The organism is Staphylococcus cornubiensis (genome assembly GCF_900183575.1).
Lineage (GTDB): Bacteria > Bacillota > Bacilli > Staphylococcales > Staphylococcaceae > Staphylococcus > Staphylococcus cornubiensis.
In genome coordinates this window covers 224,691-242,824 of the sequence record NZ_FXUZ01000002.1, presented here as the reverse complement: position 1 = coordinate 242,824, position 18,134 = coordinate 224,691, and the positions used below count along the sequence as shown (strand labels likewise).

At 38.8% G+C, this 18,134-nt stretch carries 19 protein-coding genes; 4 read left to right on the top strand and 15 right to left on the bottom strand.

Features of this window, described 5'->3' with window-relative positions; translation table 11 throughout:
* Position 1: 1 nt before the first annotated feature.
* Positions 2 to 478, bottom strand: coding sequence for a molybdopterin-guanine dinucleotide biosynthesis protein B (gene mobB / locus CCE82_RS04165; protein WP_086428173.1), 477 nt, complete (start codon positions 476 to 478; stop codon positions 2 to 4).
* Positions 475 to 1,734 (bottom strand): molybdopterin molybdotransferase MoeA, encoded by a 1,260-nt coding sequence (locus tag CCE82_RS04160; RefSeq protein WP_086428172.1) that lies wholly within the window; start codon positions 1,732 to 1,734, stop codon positions 475 to 477. Before CCE82_RS04160 ends, mobB begins: the two co-directional genes overlap by 4 nt.
* Positions 1,735 to 1,804: 70 nt before the next feature.
* Here CCE82_RS04160 and moaC point away from each other — a divergent pair, with 70 nt between their 5' ends.
* Positions 1,805 to 2,290, top strand: a complete 486-nt coding sequence (gene moaC, locus CCE82_RS04155) for a cyclic pyranopterin monophosphate synthase MoaC (RefSeq protein ID WP_086428171.1) — start codon at positions 1,805 to 1,807, stop codon at positions 2,288 to 2,290.
* A 261-nt stretch (positions 2,291 to 2,551) separates the two neighbouring features.
* On the opposite strand, the gene CCE82_RS04150 is transcribed toward moaC, so the two are convergent.
* The 9 genes from CCE82_RS04150 to CCE82_RS04110 form a co-directional block, all read right to left on the bottom strand.
* Positions 2,552 to 3,052, bottom strand: a complete 501-nt coding sequence (locus CCE82_RS04150; RefSeq protein WP_086428170.1) for a MogA/MoaB family molybdenum cofactor biosynthesis protein — start codon at positions 3,050 to 3,052, stop codon at positions 2,552 to 2,554.
* A gap of 15 nt (positions 3,053 to 3,067) precedes the next feature.
* Complete coding sequence (locus CCE82_RS04145; protein WP_206184374.1) at positions 3,068 to 4,072, bottom strand: ThiF family adenylyltransferase; 1,005 nt, start codon at positions 4,070 to 4,072, stop codon at positions 3,068 to 3,070.
* A 298-nt stretch (positions 4,073 to 4,370) separates the two neighbouring features.
* Positions 4,371 to 4,976 (bottom strand): ATP-binding cassette domain-containing protein, encoded by a 606-nt coding sequence (locus CCE82_RS04140; RefSeq protein ID WP_086428168.1) that lies wholly within the window; start codon positions 4,974 to 4,976, stop codon positions 4,371 to 4,373.
* On the bottom strand, positions 4,977 to 5,648 hold the full coding sequence (gene modB / locus CCE82_RS04135) for a molybdate ABC transporter permease subunit (protein WP_086428167.1): 672 nt from the start codon (positions 5,646 to 5,648) through the stop codon (positions 4,977 to 4,979).
* Between the two features lie 9 nt (positions 5,649 to 5,657).
* Complete coding sequence (gene modA / locus CCE82_RS04130; protein WP_086428245.1) at positions 5,658 to 6,431, bottom strand: molybdate ABC transporter substrate-binding protein; 774 nt, start codon at positions 6,429 to 6,431, stop codon at positions 5,658 to 5,660.
* 97 nt (positions 6,432 to 6,528) lie between these two features.
* Positions 6,529 to 8,022, bottom strand: coding sequence for a UDP-glucose--hexose-1-phosphate uridylyltransferase (gene galT, locus CCE82_RS04125; RefSeq protein ID WP_086428166.1), 1,494 nt, complete (start codon positions 8,020 to 8,022; stop codon positions 6,529 to 6,531).
* 12 nt (positions 8,023 to 8,034) lie between these two features.
* Positions 8,035 to 9,027 carry a UDP-glucose 4-epimerase GalE gene (gene galE / locus CCE82_RS04120; protein ID WP_086428165.1) on the bottom strand — a complete coding sequence of 331 codons (993 nt, stop codon included), beginning with the start codon at positions 9,025 to 9,027 and terminating at the stop codon, positions 8,035 to 8,037.
* Positions 9,028 to 9,042: 15 nt separating this feature from the next.
* Positions 9,043 to 10,209 carry a galactokinase gene (locus tag CCE82_RS04115; RefSeq protein ID WP_086428164.1) on the bottom strand — a complete coding sequence of 389 codons (1,167 nt, stop codon included), beginning with the start codon at positions 10,207 to 10,209 and terminating at the stop codon, positions 9,043 to 9,045.
* Positions 10,210 to 10,266: 57 nt separating this feature from the next.
* Positions 10,267 to 11,283: a LacI family DNA-binding transcriptional regulator gene (locus CCE82_RS04110; protein ID WP_086428163.1), complete on the bottom strand. Its 1,017-nt coding sequence runs from the start codon at positions 11,281 to 11,283 to the stop codon at positions 10,267 to 10,269.
* 162 nt (positions 11,284 to 11,445) lie between these two features.
* On the opposite strand from CCE82_RS04110, the gene fdhD reads away from it, so the two are divergent.
* Entirely contained in the window at positions 11,446 to 12,237 is a 792-nt protein-coding gene (fdhD, locus tag CCE82_RS04105) for a formate dehydrogenase accessory sulfurtransferase FdhD (RefSeq protein WP_086428162.1), read from the top strand.
* A gap of 111 nt (positions 12,238 to 12,348) precedes the next feature.
* Here the strand turns inward: fdhD and CCE82_RS04100 are convergent, their stop codons facing one another.
* From CCE82_RS04100 to CCE82_RS04085, 4 genes are all read right to left on the bottom strand, one after another.
* Positions 12,349 to 13,122: a GNAT family N-acetyltransferase gene (locus CCE82_RS04100; protein ID WP_086428161.1), complete on the bottom strand. Its 774-nt coding sequence runs from the start codon at positions 13,120 to 13,122 to the stop codon at positions 12,349 to 12,351.
* A 23-nt stretch (positions 13,123 to 13,145) separates the two neighbouring features.
* Complete coding sequence (locus tag CCE82_RS04095; RefSeq protein ID WP_086428160.1) at positions 13,146 to 13,706, bottom strand: biotin transporter BioY; 561 nt, start codon at positions 13,704 to 13,706, stop codon at positions 13,146 to 13,148.
* 79 nt (positions 13,707 to 13,785) lie between these two features.
* A complete protein-coding gene (locus CCE82_RS04090) occupies positions 13,786 to 14,649 on the bottom strand; it encodes an ROK family protein (protein ID WP_086428159.1) in 864 nt (287 codons plus the stop codon).
* A complete protein-coding gene (locus tag CCE82_RS04085; RefSeq protein WP_086428158.1) occupies positions 14,630 to 15,301 on the bottom strand; it encodes a FadR/GntR family transcriptional regulator in 672 nt (223 codons plus the stop codon). Before CCE82_RS04085 ends, CCE82_RS04090 begins: the two co-directional genes overlap by 20 nt.
* A 157-nt stretch (positions 15,302 to 15,458) precedes the next feature.
* On the opposite strand from CCE82_RS04085, the gene CCE82_RS04080 reads away from it, so the two are divergent.
* Together CCE82_RS04080 and CCE82_RS04075 are read left to right on the top strand one after the other, a co-directional pair.
* Entirely contained in the window at positions 15,459 to 16,340 is an 882-nt protein-coding gene (locus tag CCE82_RS04080) for an N-acetylneuraminate lyase (RefSeq protein ID WP_086428157.1), read from the top strand.
* A 169-nt stretch (positions 16,341 to 16,509) separates the two neighbouring features.
* A complete protein-coding gene (locus CCE82_RS04075; protein ID WP_086428156.1) occupies positions 16,510 to 18,036 on the top strand; it encodes a sodium:solute symporter family protein in 1,527 nt (508 codons plus the stop codon).
* The last annotated feature ends 98 nt before the right edge of the window (positions 18,037 to 18,134 follow it).

The window sequence follows — 18,134 nt, the reverse complement described above, 5'->3', positions numbered from 1 at the left end:
ATCACCCTTCATTCATTTGTATCCACTCAGTTAACCATGCTTTCAACCCTGTATCATCCATTGTTGTCGCATGTCGTTTCACTGCATATTTAACATTCGTTAGCTGTTGAAGTTGCGCATATTCCGCTTCATCACGATACACAATGATTTTATCGTAATGCTCATGTTTATAGCCTTCAACGAGTATCATACTTTTTTCAATGGTAACACATTCGTCAATTAAAGTCCGTAAAGGCATTTCATTAGCTCTTTGAATACTTTCAATATAATGATGTCCTTGCACAATGCTTTGATCTGCCCCAGCATTAAAATGACGCATATGATCTAAATGATTTGCTGGTAACGTAATGTCTTCTCCTGCATGACCGTGATGTTTAATCGTCACGACTGGATACCCTAACGCTTTAAAATGTGTCACTATCTTTTGCATGAGCGTCGTTTTACCTACATCTTTAAAACCAACGACTTGTAAAATCATAAGTAACTCTCTCGTTGATACGCTTCTGATGATGTCAAAATAACCTGCACTTCAAACCCACGTTCAAATCCTCTTGTGCCGCCTGGTAAAACAATCATCGCGTTACTATGTGCAATAGACACCACTGCACCTGATTTGTTGAAACCTGATGGGCGCACCGTCGCTTCACGTCCGGTGAGCACAACATTGGCACGAATAAATCGAATGAACGGATTCGCCTTTTTAAAATCTTCCATCAACGTTGCACGCACCATACTCGGATAACATTTTTCGGCTTGCATCATATGATACATCGCAGGCTTAACAAATAATTCAAAGCCAGAATAACAAGCGGAAGGATTGCCTGACAAACCGAATAAATATTTACCCTCTGATACCGCAACTGTTGTGACACTCCCTGGTCGCATTGCCACTTTGTTAAACAACACTTCTGCATTTAAAGCGCGATAAATGTCCGGTAAATAGTCAAAATCACCGACTGACACACCACCTGTTGTAATGACGATATCATGTTCAGAAAATGCTTTTTTAACGACAGCTAAGCTACTATCAAAATCGTCTTGTTGAATTTTGTATAACTCGCCTGCAATCCCCTCTTTACGTAACAACGCATAAATCATCGGACCATTTGAATTACGAATTTTACCTGGTTCTAACGGTGCATCGATATCGACTAGTTCACTGCCTGTCGCAATAATGGCAACGGTCGGTTTTTGGAACACAGGAACGTCAACATAACCAAATGTGGCAAGGACTGCGACAACGCCGGCATTAATACGTTGACCTTTCGTTAACACAACATCGCCCTTCGCCGTTTCTTCGCCCTTCAACGACACATTTTCTAACGACTCAAACGGCTTACGAATTGTAAAACCTTCTGCTGTTTCTACGGTTTGTTCAAGCATAACGACTGCATCTGCACCTTCTGGCATTTCAGCACCTGTCATAATACGTACAGCTTGCCCTGCTTCAAGTTGTTTCGCGGACACACTTCCCGCACCGATATGATCGATGACTTCAAATGCGATGCGATTGTCACTCGATGCGCCAACTGTATCTGCACTTCTTACAGCGAATCCGTCATATGGGGATTTATCAAAACGCGGAATATCGTAAGTTGCAATGATATCTTCAGCGAGTATATAACCTTCACTGTCATAAATATTCACTGTCGTCGTATCCATCTCGATATTTTGTTTCATAACACGTTGTATCGCTTCAGCCACTGGGATGGGATGTCTTTTTTCTACTGGCATGATGAACCACTCCTAACAAAATGAAAAATTCATGCTATACTAACCTTGCATTTAAGTAAGGAGGAATAGCATGTCTGAATTTACACATCTCAATGCACAAGGTCATGCGAAAATGGTGGACGTTTCTGATAAAAAAGTGACAAAACGTACAGCCATCGCACATTCGAGCATTCAAGTTAATGCGACGATTTATGAACAAATTATGCAAAATACAAACAAAAAAGGTAATGTTTTAAATACCGCACAAATCGCAGGGATTATGGCTGCCAAAAATACGTCAACAATCATTCCAATGTGCCATCCTTTATCACTCGCTGGTATTGATGTTGTCTTTGATTGGGACACGTCGCATGAACACTACACTTTAAATATTACGACTACAGTATCTACCAACGGCAAAACAGGTGTGGAAATGGAAGCTTTAACAGCCGCTTCTGCCACTGCATTAACGGTCTATGATATGTGCAAAGCCGTTGACAAAGGCATGGTCATCGGCGAAACTTATCTCGTTCAAAAAACGGGTGGCAAGTCTGATTTTAACCGTACATCTCACTAATATGTCTTAAAGTTTATCAAGGGGTCTGGGAAACACAATTGTGTCTCCGTCCCCTTTTTTAATGATCAGAAGCACATTGATCAAACTCGTGTAGTTGCTTTGACTTGATTTGAAATCAAATATTTGAATACAATCCTCTTTTAATTTCAAAAATTTGTCTTCTTTATTCGCAGTTTGTATTCATATGATGGCTATTAAGTGCTCACGTTCTCTTAACTCGTTTCAAACCACCCATGCTAGATTAATCTTTCACATAGCGTATTATTTATTCATTTCATAAACTAAATGTGTGAGTTCTGGTAATATCAATCGATTGAGCGCTAATTTTACAGCACCTGTAGAGCCTGGCAAACAGAATAGCAATGTACGATTTACGGTACCTGAAACAGCTCTGGATAGTAAAGCGCGTGTTCCGACATCTTCAGCAAAACTTAAATAACGAAACAACTCTCCAAAGCCCTCAATCTCCTTATCCAATAACGGGGTTACCGCTTCAATTGTTACATCTCTCGGCGCAATGCCTGTTCCACCAGTTGTCACGATGACATCGATGTCTTCAGCAAGCCATTGTTGAACTGTTGTTCGAATCGCAGTCAGTTCATCTTTAACGATTGTGTAATGTTGGATTTTAACATCAAAGCCCCCATTTTGTAGTAACGTTTGAACCAGTTGTCCCCCTTTATCTGTCTCAATCGTCCGCGTATCGGAAACTGTTAATACTGCACAACGGACAGGTCTATCTAGTTTGACGTTCGTATGCATGGACTCACTCCTTTATCAACCGAATAATTTATGTATCATCACTTGTGCGGCATCTACATCTTTTAAACCATGAATCAGTAAACGGCCATCTTGAAAAGCGACGATGCGTGAACTTTCAAATTTAAATTGTAATAAATAACCATTGGACTTGTACGGTATCTCTCGCGCATCTAAAAATGACTTTAAGCGTGCAAATGTCAGATCTGGATGTTGATATTGCACCGTATCTCGGCCACATAATGACGCATAAGTTGACGTCCTTTTATTTAAATAAGGGAAAGTCGGATGATGACCACATGTCGGACAATCCTCACGTTGCAAGCGGCGCATTCCAAATGCAAAATGCGTGCCATCCCATATATCACCGTAAGTCAACTTAGGTTCAAAAGAGGTATCTGTCAATATTTTCAGAGCATCTCGCAACTGAAAACTTGTCGTCATCGTCACAGCAGGTTGAATGACTCCTACCGTATCACAAGTTAGATTGAGAGATGGGATTTGTGGGACTAAACATTGAAAACAAGGTGTCTCACCCGGAATAAAAGGCGCTGATACATATGTACTTTGTACGACACCCCCATAAATCCAAGGCACACGATAATCATAAGCAACATCATTGATTAACATACGTGTTTCAAAATTATCTGTCGCATCCATAATCAAATCGACAGTTGGCACATGTGTTTCTAAAAAAACGCCATCTACATGTTGAATATACGCGTCAATTTCTACATCGCGACGTATTGCATGAAGCATCTGTTTTGCGGCCATCACTTTTGGTACACTTTCATCAGCATCGCGCTCAGTAAATAACGTCTGGCGTTGTAGATTTGAATGCTCAATATAATCTCGATCCACAATAATAAGCTTTCCGATACCTGCACGCACTAACCCTTCAGCAACATGCGTACCTAGCGCACCCATTCCTACAATGAGTACCGTTTTAGCATTAATTTTTTGTTGACCACTTGGCCCTATACCTTGATATAAAATTTGCCTTGAATATCGTTCTTGACCCATCATCAAAATCCTCTCCCACAATACTATTTTCAATTATACGGATTTTTCGAAAGGGACTCAATGGATTGAAACGTGAGCTTGCCCTATTCATCATCAGGGTAAACGATGAAATCACATGGGCTAATTCCCTACATATAAGATAAGCGAATCAAAGCAACATGATTTCAATGCTTTGATTCGCTTGCTATGCCCCATGATGAATAGGTTCAAGTGTTTTGCTTTTAAAATGATTTAAAGTGAACCACTTGCCACTTATCTTCGTATTTCCAAAGTGAATTGATCATTCTTGAGAGAAAAATCAATCCACGACAATCACTTCGTCAGCTAACATCTCCGCTTCCCATTTTGAATGTGTGACAAAAATAATCGGGATACCCCAATCTTCAAAAATCCTTGTCACCAAATCCATACTCTCTTGCCGTGACGTTTCATCCAAACTTGAAAATGGTTCATCTAACAATAAAATATCCGGTCGCATGCTAAGTGCTCTTGCCAGTGCGACACGTTGCTTTTCACCACCCGAACAGCGCTCAGGATAAACACTTTGTAAATGTTCAATATTCAAATGTTGAATCAAATCCGCAATATGAGCATTATAACGCGCCATAAACGTAATATTTTCCAATACTGTCATATGCGGAAATAATTGATAATCTTGAAAAAGATAACCGATGTGACGTTCGCGAATAGGTACATGCACTTGATGTTCTGTATCTGTTAACACGCGGTCTTTAATTTGTATAAAGCCATGGTCTGGATGACAAATGCCTGCAATGACATTCAACATCGTCGTTTTACCAATACCCGAAGCACCTTGAATGGCATAAATTTGAGGACGTTCACTTTGAATCTTAATACCGATGTGACGTTGGTTAATTTTCTTTTGTATTTGAAGATTTAACAATTAATCCACCTCACGATAACGCTCTTTATTCATCAAATTCATCGTTCCCATAATACTCATCGCAAATGCTACTAAAACGAGCACCCATAGCCATGCTTGGTTTTCTCTACCCTGTTGAACAAGAAAGTAAATTTCTAATGGCAACGTATTGGTTTTACCAGGAATGTAACCTGCAATCATTAACGTCGCTCCGAATTCACCAATCGCACGCGCAAATGCAAGCATCGTTCCAGAAATAATCGCACGCTTGGACAGTGGCAACGTGATTTTAAAAAATATTTTAAGTTCAGACGCCCCCATCGTCCTTGCAGTATTCAGCATACGTGGATTGATATTACAAAAACCTTGAACAGTGTGTTGATACATCAATGGAAAACTAACGATCACTGAAGCGATGACAGCACCAATCCATGTAAACACCACTTTTATTCCTAAGACGTCAGTGAGTAGATGCCCTACAGTATGATCCACCGAAAAAACCATCAGTAGTAAAAAGCCCAGTACAGTCGGTGGTAAAACGATAGGCAACAGAACGATGCTTTCGATAAGATGCGTCCATTTTGTTCGTCTCTGATACATCAAACGCGCGAGCCCTATACCAAGTATCATGACAATGACTGTACTGACAAATGCCACTCTAATTGATATCCATAAAGGTGTTAAATCAGGCATAATCATCACCTATTTTTCAAAATGATAGTCTTTCAAAATGTGTTGCGCAGTTTTACTTTTCATAAAGTCATACCAAGCATTTGCAGCTTCATTATCTGTCACTGTTCCCATGCGATATACAATAGGTTTTTTCAACGTAGCATCCGCCACTTTTTCAACTCCAGAATGTGGTTTTTGACCAACATATAAGTCTGTTTGATACACAAAACCTAACTGCGCATTTCCTTTATTCACATAGTTTAACACTTCACGCACATCTTTCGCATATACGATACGCGCTTCAACTGTTGACCACATATTTTGATCTTCTAAATATGTTTTTGCATATTTACCTGCAGGCACTGATTTCACTTCACCAATTGCCAGTTGATCTTGCCCATTGAGTTGATCAAGTTTCGTGATCTCGCTCCCTTTACGATGAATCAATACTAACTTGTTACGTGCGTAATCGTATGTATGTTGCACTTTCCCTTTTTCTTTCAACATATCGACATCTTTCGTATTCGCTGACATGAAGACATCTACTGGCGCGCCTTTATCGATTTGTTCACGCAATGCACCAGAACCACCGTAATTAAATGACACGTCAATGTCTGGATGCTCTTTTTGAAATGCTTTTTCCAACGCTTTCGTCACATCTGTTAAACTTGCTGCAGCTGAAATCGTCAATTTTTCATCTGCCGTTGTTTTTTTAGAATCTGATTGAGAACCATTTTGACCACATGCTGCTAAAATAATGAATAACAGCCCTGTTAAAACAATCCAACCCATTCTTATTTTCATCATTCATTGCCCCTTTATTCATTAATTGACACACAAAAATACGTTCGAAATCAGTATAACAAATTCCGAACGTATTTTTGCGAATTCATATTATGATCTATACATTTAGTATTGTAATAAAACGTTGAAAGGCAGCTTGTCCTTCTTCATCTCTTTTAAATACACCCGCATCTTGAAGGACACGTTCAAATTTATAGCCGACTTCTTGGCGCACAATCGTTTCAGCATCTTCCTTGTTAAAATCATACTTATTTTTCATTTCTTGTGCCCATGTTGCATGCACACCTAAATCAATCGTATGATCACCCTTTAAAAATGCAATCACATCTTGTAATTCATTTTTCAAACGACCAGGTAAAATTGCTGTGCCCATCACTTCAATTAAACCAATATTTTCTTTTTTGATATGTTGGACATCTTTATGCGGATGGAAAAGACCGTCTGGATATGCTTCTGTACGCTGATTATCACGTAATACGATATCCATTTCATACTGACCATCACGATATCTCGCAATCGGTGTCACTGTATGATGACGTTCACCTGCTTCACTGTATGCCTTGACATGTACACGCACATCACTGTATCCTTCCCATTGGCGACGAATCCACTCACTTGCCGCAATGAGTTCATCCGTGTCTGTTGCTGTGAGACGAATCACACTCATCGGCCACTTCACAATACCTGCTTGTACATTCGGATAGGCTGTCAATTCAAAGCTACGTTCAACTGGTGCAAGTGCCATCGGAAAATCATGACGCCCTGCTTGATAATGGTTGTGCGATAAAATAGAGCCACCAACAATTGGAATGTCCGCATTCGAACCAATTGTATAGTGCGGAAACTGTTTGACGAAATCAATCAAGTTTTCAAATGTAGCTTGGTTGATTAACATCGGTGTATGCTCACGTGATAATAAAATACTATGTTCATTAAAATAAAGGTATGGCGAATATTGGAAGCCCCACTCTTCGCCGTTAATTTGCATTTTCACAATACGATGGTTAGAACGTGCAGCAGAAGTCATCGTCCCATAATAGCCTTCATTTTCCATACAAATGGCACACTTTGGATAAGACGAAGCGGGTGCATTTTTTTCACGCTCAATTTGTTTCGCATCTTTTTCAGGTTTTGATAAATTAATCGTAATTTCAAAGTCACCATATGCTGTCGGCACTTGATAAACAATATTTTTAGCAATCGCTTCTTCTTTTATATAATGATTCAGATGACTTAGTTGATAAAAATAGTCAGTTGCCGCTTCTGGTGAAAGTTGATAACGCTTATAAAACTCACGATTCACTGAAGAAGGTCTTGGCGTAATTAAATCCATCAAACTCGCTTCTAACTGTTCACGCACTGATAAAATATCTTCAAACGCCCCTCGCTCAATAGCATCTTCAATAAGTAAATTGACAATTTCAATAGGCGATTGGGGTTGAATGTCATGTTGTGTGTCTAAAAGCGCAATATCATCTGCCTTTAAACGCGACAAAATTTGGTTGACGACATAAATATGATCTCCCGTTTCATAGTCGCCGTGCGCAATAATATCATCTGCCAATTGATATACATGTGCTGCGTTTGCCATAATGAGCCTCCTTTAGACGTTTTCATATCCATTCGGGTGTTTTTGATGCCATTCCCAAGCAGTACGTATAATCTCATGAATGTCATCATGTTGGGGTTGCCATTTTAAAAGTGCTTTCGCTTTATCACTTGAAGCAACTAATTTACTTGGGTCTCCTGCACGTCTAGGCGCAACGACTGCCGGAATGTCTCGACCTGTCACTTCACGTGCTGCATTTAAAATTTCTTTCACTGAATAACCATGGTTCGTACCTAAGTTGAACGCACCACTTTCTCCGCCAGCTTTTAAATAATCATACGCTAAAATATGTGCAGAAATTAAATCTGTGACATGTAAATAATCTCTAATCGGTGTCCCGTCCGGTGTATCATAATCATCACCAAACATTTTTAATTCATCACGTTGACCTAATGCCACTTGAAGTACAACTGGAATCAAGTGTGTCTCTGGGTGATGGTCTTCACCGATTGCACCGTTCTCTTTAGCTCCCGCAACATTAAAATAACGTAACGCGGCATAGTTAACACCATACGCTTCGTGACACCAACGCATCATTTTTTCCATCACAAGTTTACTTTCACCATATGGACTTGTTGGTAACTTTTGTGAAGTTTCTACAATCGGTACTTCTTCTGGTTCACCATAAACTGCAGCTGTTGAACTGAAAATGATATGTTGGACATCATGTTCACGCATTACTTCGAGTAAAACTTGTAATCCATAGACATTGTTGTTGAAATATTCAAGTGGATGCGCTACTGATTCACCCACTAATGAATAAGCACAAAAATGGAACACACCATCAATTGACTCTTTTTGAAATACACCGTCTAAAAATTCACGATCACGCACGTCGCCCTCATAAAAACGTGCTGAAGTATGGACAGCTTCGCGATGCCCTTTCACTAAGTTATCCACGACAACCACATCGTAACCTGCTTCAACTAATTGATCGACACAGTGACTCCCAATATAACCTGCGCCACCTAATACAAGCATAGACATACACAATACACTCCTTTATTGTTTCTCTAAAGTACGCACACCATTTGCGATATCAACATGATAAAACGATGGTGCATAACCTACAGTCTTCGTATACTTTTCAGTAACCTTTTCTTCAAGGTCAGCAATTTTATCTTTGTGTACAAGCGCAATGGCACATCCTGCAAAACCTGCACCTGTCATTCGCGCCCCTAGCACACCGTCAACTTGTTGTGCAGCTTCTGCTAATGTATCTAACTCTACCCCTGTTACTTCATAATCATCTTTTAACGATGCATGAGACGCATTTAATAATTCTCCAAACGTTTTAAAATCATGCGCTTGTAACACTTCATACGCTTGTTTTGTACGTTCATTTTCTGAAATCGCATGTCTCGCACGACGCATAAGCACATCATCATCAATTTTGTCTGCATATTGTTCAAATTGTGCCATCGTAATTTCCCCAAGAGATTGTACATCGAGATAATTTTGTAATTGAGATAACGCACGCTCACATTCGCTACGACGTTCGTTATATTTTGATTCAGCAAGTTCTCTACGTTTATTCGTATTCATAATCGAAATTTTATACTCACCGAACTCTGTTGGAACATAATGGTACTCCAATGTGTTCGTGTCCAATAAAATCGCATGGTCTTTTTTGCCGAAACCGACAATAAATTGATCCATAATACCAGAATTCACGCCAATAAATTCATTTTCAACACGTTGCCCCATTTTAACGAGCTCAAGACGATCCATTTCAATATCGAATAAAGTCGTTACAAGGTGACCTGTTAACAATTCGATAGACGCAGAAGATGACAAGCTTGCCCCATTCGGAATATTACCTTCCACAACGATGTCAAAACCACGATTAATCTCAGGAAATTGCTCAACTAAATAACGAATCATCCCTTTTGGATAATTGGCCCATTGATGTTCTGCATCATAATCTAAATGCTCTAAATCAAAAGCCATCACACCTGCTGACTCAAAATTCACTGAGTACAGCTGAATCTTACGGTCGTCACGTAATCGCCCTACGCCATAAGTCCCTAATTCGATTGCTGCTGGAAATACAAAGCCACCATTATAGTCTGTATGTTCGCCAATCAAATTGATACGCCCTGGTGCAAAAGCTGTCAATGTTGGTTCTGCATTAAAAATGTCCTTAAATTTTTGAGTTAGGTTTTGCATATCTCACACCCCAAAGTCTTTATAGTAAACAACAATTATAGTTTACTGTTTATCTTATTAACTGTCAACTGAGACCGCTTTCAAAAAACTTTCCCTATAATTCAAATGTGTGTTCAACTGCATGTGAATCGCGACTTGTCGTTGTCCTTTCATTTGATCTTGTGCTAAACGAACAGCCTGTCGACCAAACTCTTCAATAGGAATGCGAATACTCGAAATCATTGGTGCTGTATATTGTGTAATTTCAGAATCATTAAAGCTAACCAGTTGCACATCTTGTGGTACACGAATATGCGCCTGTTGTAACCCTTGTAATACACCCACTGCGAGCACATCATTGCCTGTAATAATGACTTGTGGTAAAGACCCACGCTCTGCAATACGTTGACCGATTTCAAGACCACTTTGACGTTCCCAATTTGACGGGTAATAATCCATTTGTATGTTTGATTGCGCACACCAGTCCACATATGCACGTTGTCTCGCATCCGCAATTCGATCATGGATATGACTAATGTCACGCACTTTCGTTTCTCCACCGACATATGCGACTTTCTCGACACGACGCTCCTGAAGTTCTTCAAGTAACGCTTGCATACTTTGATATAAATCAGAAGATACTGCATCAATATGACTGGGTGCATCGATTTGATTAATTAAAATGAGTCGCTCGTTATATGTATACAACTGTGCTATCACTGACTTCTTGAATGGACCAATCACAATTACCGAGCCCGCCTTCTCTACTTGTTGTAGTTGTTCAATAGAAGTTAATTCATTTGTGCGGATCGTTTTTTTCAGGGTTAAATTCAGGTGCTTGACTTCTTTTTCAATTGCTAAGCGTAGTTCTCGATAATATGGGTCAATCATTTCCTTTTCTTTTGAAGCATGCGTCACAATTTGAATTTGTCGTGTGAGGCGCTTTTGCTTTGTATAATTACGCGCATTGGCAATTTCAATAATGCGTTGTCTCGTCTTTGTTGCTACAGATAGCGAAGGATCCTCGTTTAACACACGCGACACTGTACCGGGGCTCACACCAGCCTCTTTCGCAATCTCTCTAATACTCACCATAGTTCAACCTACTCTCTCCATTTGTTTACTATAGTTTACTTCTTTTGAATTTCGTTTTCAACTCTTCCTATATTTCAAATTCTGTTAAAATAGTTTGAGAAAGTTTAAAATTGGTATATACATATATGCATTAGAGCGCTTTTTTGAAAGGAGGTTGTACAATTGAACTCAGATATTAAAACGAATCAACCGATTGTACGTTATGAAAATGGTGTGCTATTTGAAACTGAAGATGATTACGTTACAGAAACACCACTCACAATCATGGTGAATCGAGAAGAATTTGCTACAGTGATTTGTAGCCCCAATCAATTAGAAGAACTTGTACTTGGATTTCTCGCTTCTGAAGGGGTAATTTTAAAAAGAGATGAGCTGAAATCAATAGAAATAGATGAACACCGGGGCTATGCTCATGTTGAAATCACGTCACCTTTACACGACCGTATACAATTATCAACGAAACGTTTAGTTGCTTCATGTTGTGGTAAAAGTCGAGAATTTTATTTCCAAAATGATGCCGCCATTGCAAAAACTTCAATGTCCAACCTTCAATTGACCCCGCCTCAAATCTTAAGTATGATGGCGCGTTTACAAGATCAAAGCCGTGTCTTTCAAGCAACAGGAGGCTTACATAACGCGGCGATTAGCGATGGCAATGATTTCTATATTCACCGGCAGGATATTGGTCGGCATAACGCATTGGATAAACTTTATGGTTATTGCATTCATCGTCACATTAGCGTGCGAGATAAAGTGCTCATATTTAGCGGTCGTATCTCTTCAGAAATCTTAATTAAAGCTGCCAAAATCGGAGTCGGCATGATTATTTCTAAATCAGCCCCTACCACTTTAGCGGTTCAATTGGCTCACGACTTAAACATTACAGCAATTGGCTTCGTGCGAAACGGCTACTTTAATATATACAGTCATCCAGAACGTGTCCAACCATTATAAGTCAAAACAGGCGTAGATGAGATTCAATCCTCAACATACGCCTGCTTTTATTTTTTATCACTAATAAATGAGAAACTCGAACGATTTGCCCACTGCCTATCCTTAGTGGAATCAATAAGGTACTGAATGAGACAATTCCTTTAACGCACTGTACTGAAAACTGACAAATGTATAACCTTGTTTGATATACATCTCTTTCGCTGTATCTTCAGCATCAGCCACTAAAATGACAGGTCGCTGATTCGCAACTTCTCCGACAAACGCCTGCATACTTGAACCAATGCCACGACCACGTGCTTTTTCAGCTACTGCAAAACCGTCCAACTCCACTGTGCGCTCAGTCTCAATCAAATTCATAATTCCTACCGGCTCACCCTTTTCATATGCGATATAAGGTTGTAACGAACGGGATTCTTTTTCCAAATTGGTCTGCAATGCTTTCTGACTTTCTTTTACATAAGATGCCCCAAATTGAATCGATAACGGCTCATAAATTTGCATGTAGTCTGCCATATTCTCTAATGTTACAGGTACTACATCAAGCGTTGGACCAGTCAATCGACGTAAATCAGCCGCTTCAATCGCATACAATTCAAGATTGCCTAATTGAAAGCCTTCAGTACGTAAAAATTGCATCATTTCTACATCTGGCTTGATATTTTCTGGAAACTCAAATTTCAGATGAAGATAAATACCGTTATCATAATGGAGCGCTTGTTGCTGTCTCATATCTTCTTTAAATTTAGCAACATCTGGCATTTGATGATAGGTCCACTTATTAGAATCATAAGTTAGCGGTGTGTCTGATGTCATATAAATCGTCACGATGTCATTTTTAGAATAAACTTCCCCTTCACAATAAATATCTTTCATTTGAATTTCCATCAACATCCCCTAACTTTCATTAATTATTTCGCTAATTGCTGCATGATTCTGGAGAACACTGGATTGTTAAATAATGCCACTGCAATGAGTGAAGCAATCGCAGCTTTAATCAAGTCTCCAGGTAAAAATGTTAATGACAGATAAATCGCTTTAGACAATGGCATATGAATGACAAAGCCCATCACAATAGCACCGACTAAGTCTAATAACACAACCCCAAAGATGACGATAATCACAAAAGTACGTTTAAAATCTAATGTCGCAAAATGCTTATCGCGCATCCAACCAATTAAAAATGCTGCAATAGGATACATGATTAAAAATCCTACACTCGGTCCGAAGAAAACGCCGTAACCTCCTCGGCCACCTGAAAGTAATGGCGCACCCATGAGTACGAGTAATAAAAATACGATAACACTTAATGTACCATAGCGACGACCTAATAAAATTCCTGCCAAAAAGATACCTACATTTTGGAGCACGATTGGCACTGGAATAAAAGGTAATGGAATCGCTGGAATAAAGCCCATTACGGCTATAATTGCTGTCATTAATGCTGTATAAACTAAAAATTTCGTGTTCAAAATCTTTTTCCTCCTAGATATGATGAAAACAGTACATTTCAGATTATAGCATTAATGTAAATAAAATTTCTATAGTTGTTTACAATTTAGCAACTGCACCGAGTAGCGCAGCATGATTTTGAAGTTGAGCGACTTCGACTTTAGCATGACCGTAATCGTGTGGTAAATATTTTTTTAATTCCGGCAAAATATAACTTAATAACACGTCACCTTGTGCAGAAACACCGCCACCAATAATAATGATTTCTGGATCATACACAATTTGAATTTCCGCAATTCCTCGTGCAACTTCACGCGCCCATTGCTCAATATATTGACGTGCTTGAGTCTCACCACGCGCAGCTTCTTCAAACAGTTGCTGAATATTTTGATGCGGATAGTTTTCTTTGATTAATAGTTGTTTCAACGCTTCTGTCGAGGCACGTTGCTCATATTGCGTCTCAGTTTCCGGATCATACAATAAATAACCAATTTGATTTGGACGATGGCGTATTCCTGTTAACAATCCGATATTTCGATGATAATAACTGCCACCAATTCCTGTTCCTAAAGTTAAACAAAATGCACTCTCATAGTCTGTTGCTCTCTCACTCAACTCGCCTAACAACGCAGCATCCACATCATTATATACGGCTAACTGCTCCACGTATGCACCTAGTTTATCCGCAAAATCAGTCCCCGTATAATTCAAAATATTAGGATTTGCATAAGCAATAGCACGTGCGACTCTATCCACTGCGCCTGCCGTTGAAATCCCTACAACCACCTCTTGTAGTTGATGGTCCTCGATATAACGCTGTAACCTTGTTTCGATATAGTTAACAATAGCGTCGTCTTCATTTACCGGTGTGCGCACTTTATCATAATCTTGCAATTGTCGATTGTCATCAATAATGGCGGACTTAATATAAGTGCCACCAATGTCAAAAGCTACTTTCTTCATAAAACTCTGCCCCTCTCATGAGATGTTCCGTTAACAATGCTTTAGCCAATGGAAAATTCCCAGCCAATAACGCTTCATAGATTTCACGATGTTCAGTCATACTCCGCACATTTTGTTCTCGCGATGTTTCAATAGGTGTTTGATAGAAATACGCTTGCACGACTGCACTCATCTGTTGAAATAACGAAGAATCTACCGCTGTGAGTAGACTTTCATGAAACTTCTGATCCGCAGCCACATTAAACATATTGACATCATCCACAAGTGCCTCTGCTATCGATGTTAACGGCGCCTGTTTACGCTCAATAATATCAATAGCTGCTAATTCGAAAGTAAGACGCAGCATCATTAAATCTTTTAAATTTCCGTGAGAGACTTGAAAACTAAATAAAAACCCTTCAATCAGTGGCGTAATATCTTGTGCTTTCACCAATGTGCCTCGCCCTTGTACACTTTCAGTCACACCTGTATTCTCGAGATAACTTAACGCCTCTCGAACGACGGAGCGACTCACTTGATATGATTCGGCTAACTTGCGTTCAGTTGGTAACTTATCCCCTACCTGTAATGACTCTGCTAAAATATAATCTTTAATTTTTTGTACGACTGTCTGCTTCAAATTTTTACTAGAACGACTCGATATTTCCGCCATGATGCTTACTAACTCCTTGTATACAGTTTAGTTCAGTTTAACATAATTGTTACGACACGTTGTAAAGTGATTGACCTATTCATTGTTAACGCTTACAATTAAATTATAAATTGGTCAGACCAATATTACAAACAGATTATTTATTGGAGGGTGTACCATGGTCGAAGGTTTAAAAGGGTTATATGCAGCTTTACTCGTTCCATTTGATGAAAATGGACAAGTGAAAGAACAAGGTTTAAGAGCGATTATCCGTAACGCGATTGACGAACAAAAATTAGACGGCTTGTACGTTAATGGCAGTTCGGGTGAAAACTTTTTAATGAATACTGAACAAAAGAAAGAAGTATTCCGAATTACAAAAGATGAAGCCAAAGATGATATTCGATTAATTGCACAAGTCGGTTCTCTAGATTTAAATGAAGCAATCGAACTTGGGAAATACGCGACTGAACTTGGTTATGATTCACTATCAGCTGTTACACCATTTTATTATCCATTTACTTTTGAAGAAATTCGAGATTATTATTTTGCTATTATTGAAGCAACTCAAAATAATATGATTGTCTATTCTATTCCTGGATTAACAGGTGTGAATATTTCAATCCAACAATTTGAAGAGCTTTTCCAAAACGAAAAAGTCATCGGTGTGAAATATACAGCGCCAGACTTCTTCTTACTCGAACGTTTACGTAAAGCATTCCCAGATAAATTAATTTTCTCTGGTTTTGATGAAATGCTTGTACAAGCAGCTATTTCAGGTGTTGACGGTGCGATTGGCTCTACATTTAATGTGAACGGTCACCGTATTCGTGAAATTTTTGAAAAAGCCCAAAACGGTGCGATTGAAGAAGCTTACCGTATCCAACATGAAACGAATGATATTATTGAGACAGTACTCGGTATGGGACTTTATCCAACGTTAAAAGCCATTTTAGCTGAAAAAGGCATTGACACAGGTGTACCTAAAGCACCATTCCATCCGTTTAATGAAACACATCGCGATGCATTAAAAACATTGATCAGCCAATATCAACTTTAAAATGACAACGTTATTTAAGAGAATTGTTATACTTTGAATTTGAATTAAAAAGAGTGGAGTTCCAACTATAAATAGAGAAGCAGTTGTTCTTCACTCTTTTCTTTTGCAATATATTGTAAGCGGTTTCTTTAAAAATCATTATATTGAAAATTGAAAGGGGTTTGTTTTTATGGGAACAATTGGCTTTGGTTTTTGGAACTGGATTGCTTTAATTTTATACTTATTGATTATGTTAGCAGTCGGAGCATTTTTTACTAAACGTGCCGGTAAAGATACTGATAGCTTCTTTAAAGCGAGCGGTCGTCTACCTTCTTGGGTTGTCGGATTTTCAATTTATGCTACAACTTTAAGTGCCATTACATTTATGTCGACACCAGAAAAAGCTTATTTAACAGATTGGTCATATATTGCAGGTAACATCGCAATTGTCGCTATTATCCCACTATTGATTCATTTTTATATTCCATTCTTTAAAAAGCTTAAAATTACTTCAGCTTACGAATACTTAGAAGCACGCTTTAATCCTGCAGTACGTGTCATTGGTTCTGCATTATTTATATTATTCCATTTAGGGCGTGTAGCGATTGTCATTTATCTGCCAACACTTGCAATTACAGCAGTTTCTGACATCAATCCATATTTAGTTGCAAGTCTTGTTGGTATTTTATGTATTATCTATACGTTTCTGGGTGGTTTTGAAGGTGTTGTGTGGAGCGACTTCATTCAAGGTGTTATTTTATTAGGTGGCGCACTTGTGATTATTATTATGGGCGTTATTCATATTGATGGCGGTTTAGGCACTGTTGTCAACGAAGCAGTCAGTAACCATAAATTAATCAGTGCAGACAACTGGAAAATGAATGCTGCAGCTGCTGCTATTCCAATCATCTTTCTTGGAAGTGTCTTTAACAACTTGCAACAATATACAGCGAGTCAAGACGTCGTACAACGTTATCAAGCTTCTGAATCTTTAAAAGAGACATCTCATTCAATTTGGACAAATGGTGTGTTAGCACTCATTTCAGCACCACTCTTTTATGGTATGGGGACTGTGCTTTATGTATTTTATGCGACTCATACAACTTTACCAAAAGATTTCAACACATCATCTATCGTACCTTACTTCATCTTAACTGAGATGCCACCATTCGTTGCGGGGCTCATGATTGCGGCTATTTTCGCAGCTGCACAATCAACTATTTCATCAAGTTTAAACTCAATTGCAGCCTGTTTCTCAGTAGATATTAAACAACGCTTCTTCGGAATTAAAAGTGATGCAGCAGAAGTACGTATCGCTCGTGTCACTACTGTTGTCACAGGACTTATCGGTATGCTCATTTCATTATATTTAATCGCGGCAGATTCAAATGACGTTTGGGATCTCTTCTTATTGATTACAGGGCTCTTCGGTGTACCAATTGCAGGTATTTTTGCGGTAGGTATCTTTACTAAACGCACACACGGTGTCGGTGTCATTATCGGTATTTTAGTCGCTGTTATCGTAAGTTATTTCTTACAAGGAAAAGGGATCGGCGGTGCAGGATCACCATTCTATATCTCAATTATCGCCTTTATGACAGCATTTATCGTTGCTTATATCGTAAGTATCATTATTCCAACATCGAAAAAAGATATTTCCGGACTCACTATCTTTGATAAACACGGCGCCATCACTTACGTTCGTAAAACAAAATAACTTAACATATTAAAAAGGTATCTCATCACTTTTGAGACGAGCACTCAGAAGTAGATCAGATACCTTTTCACTTTTGATTAAATAATCCTATCATAATA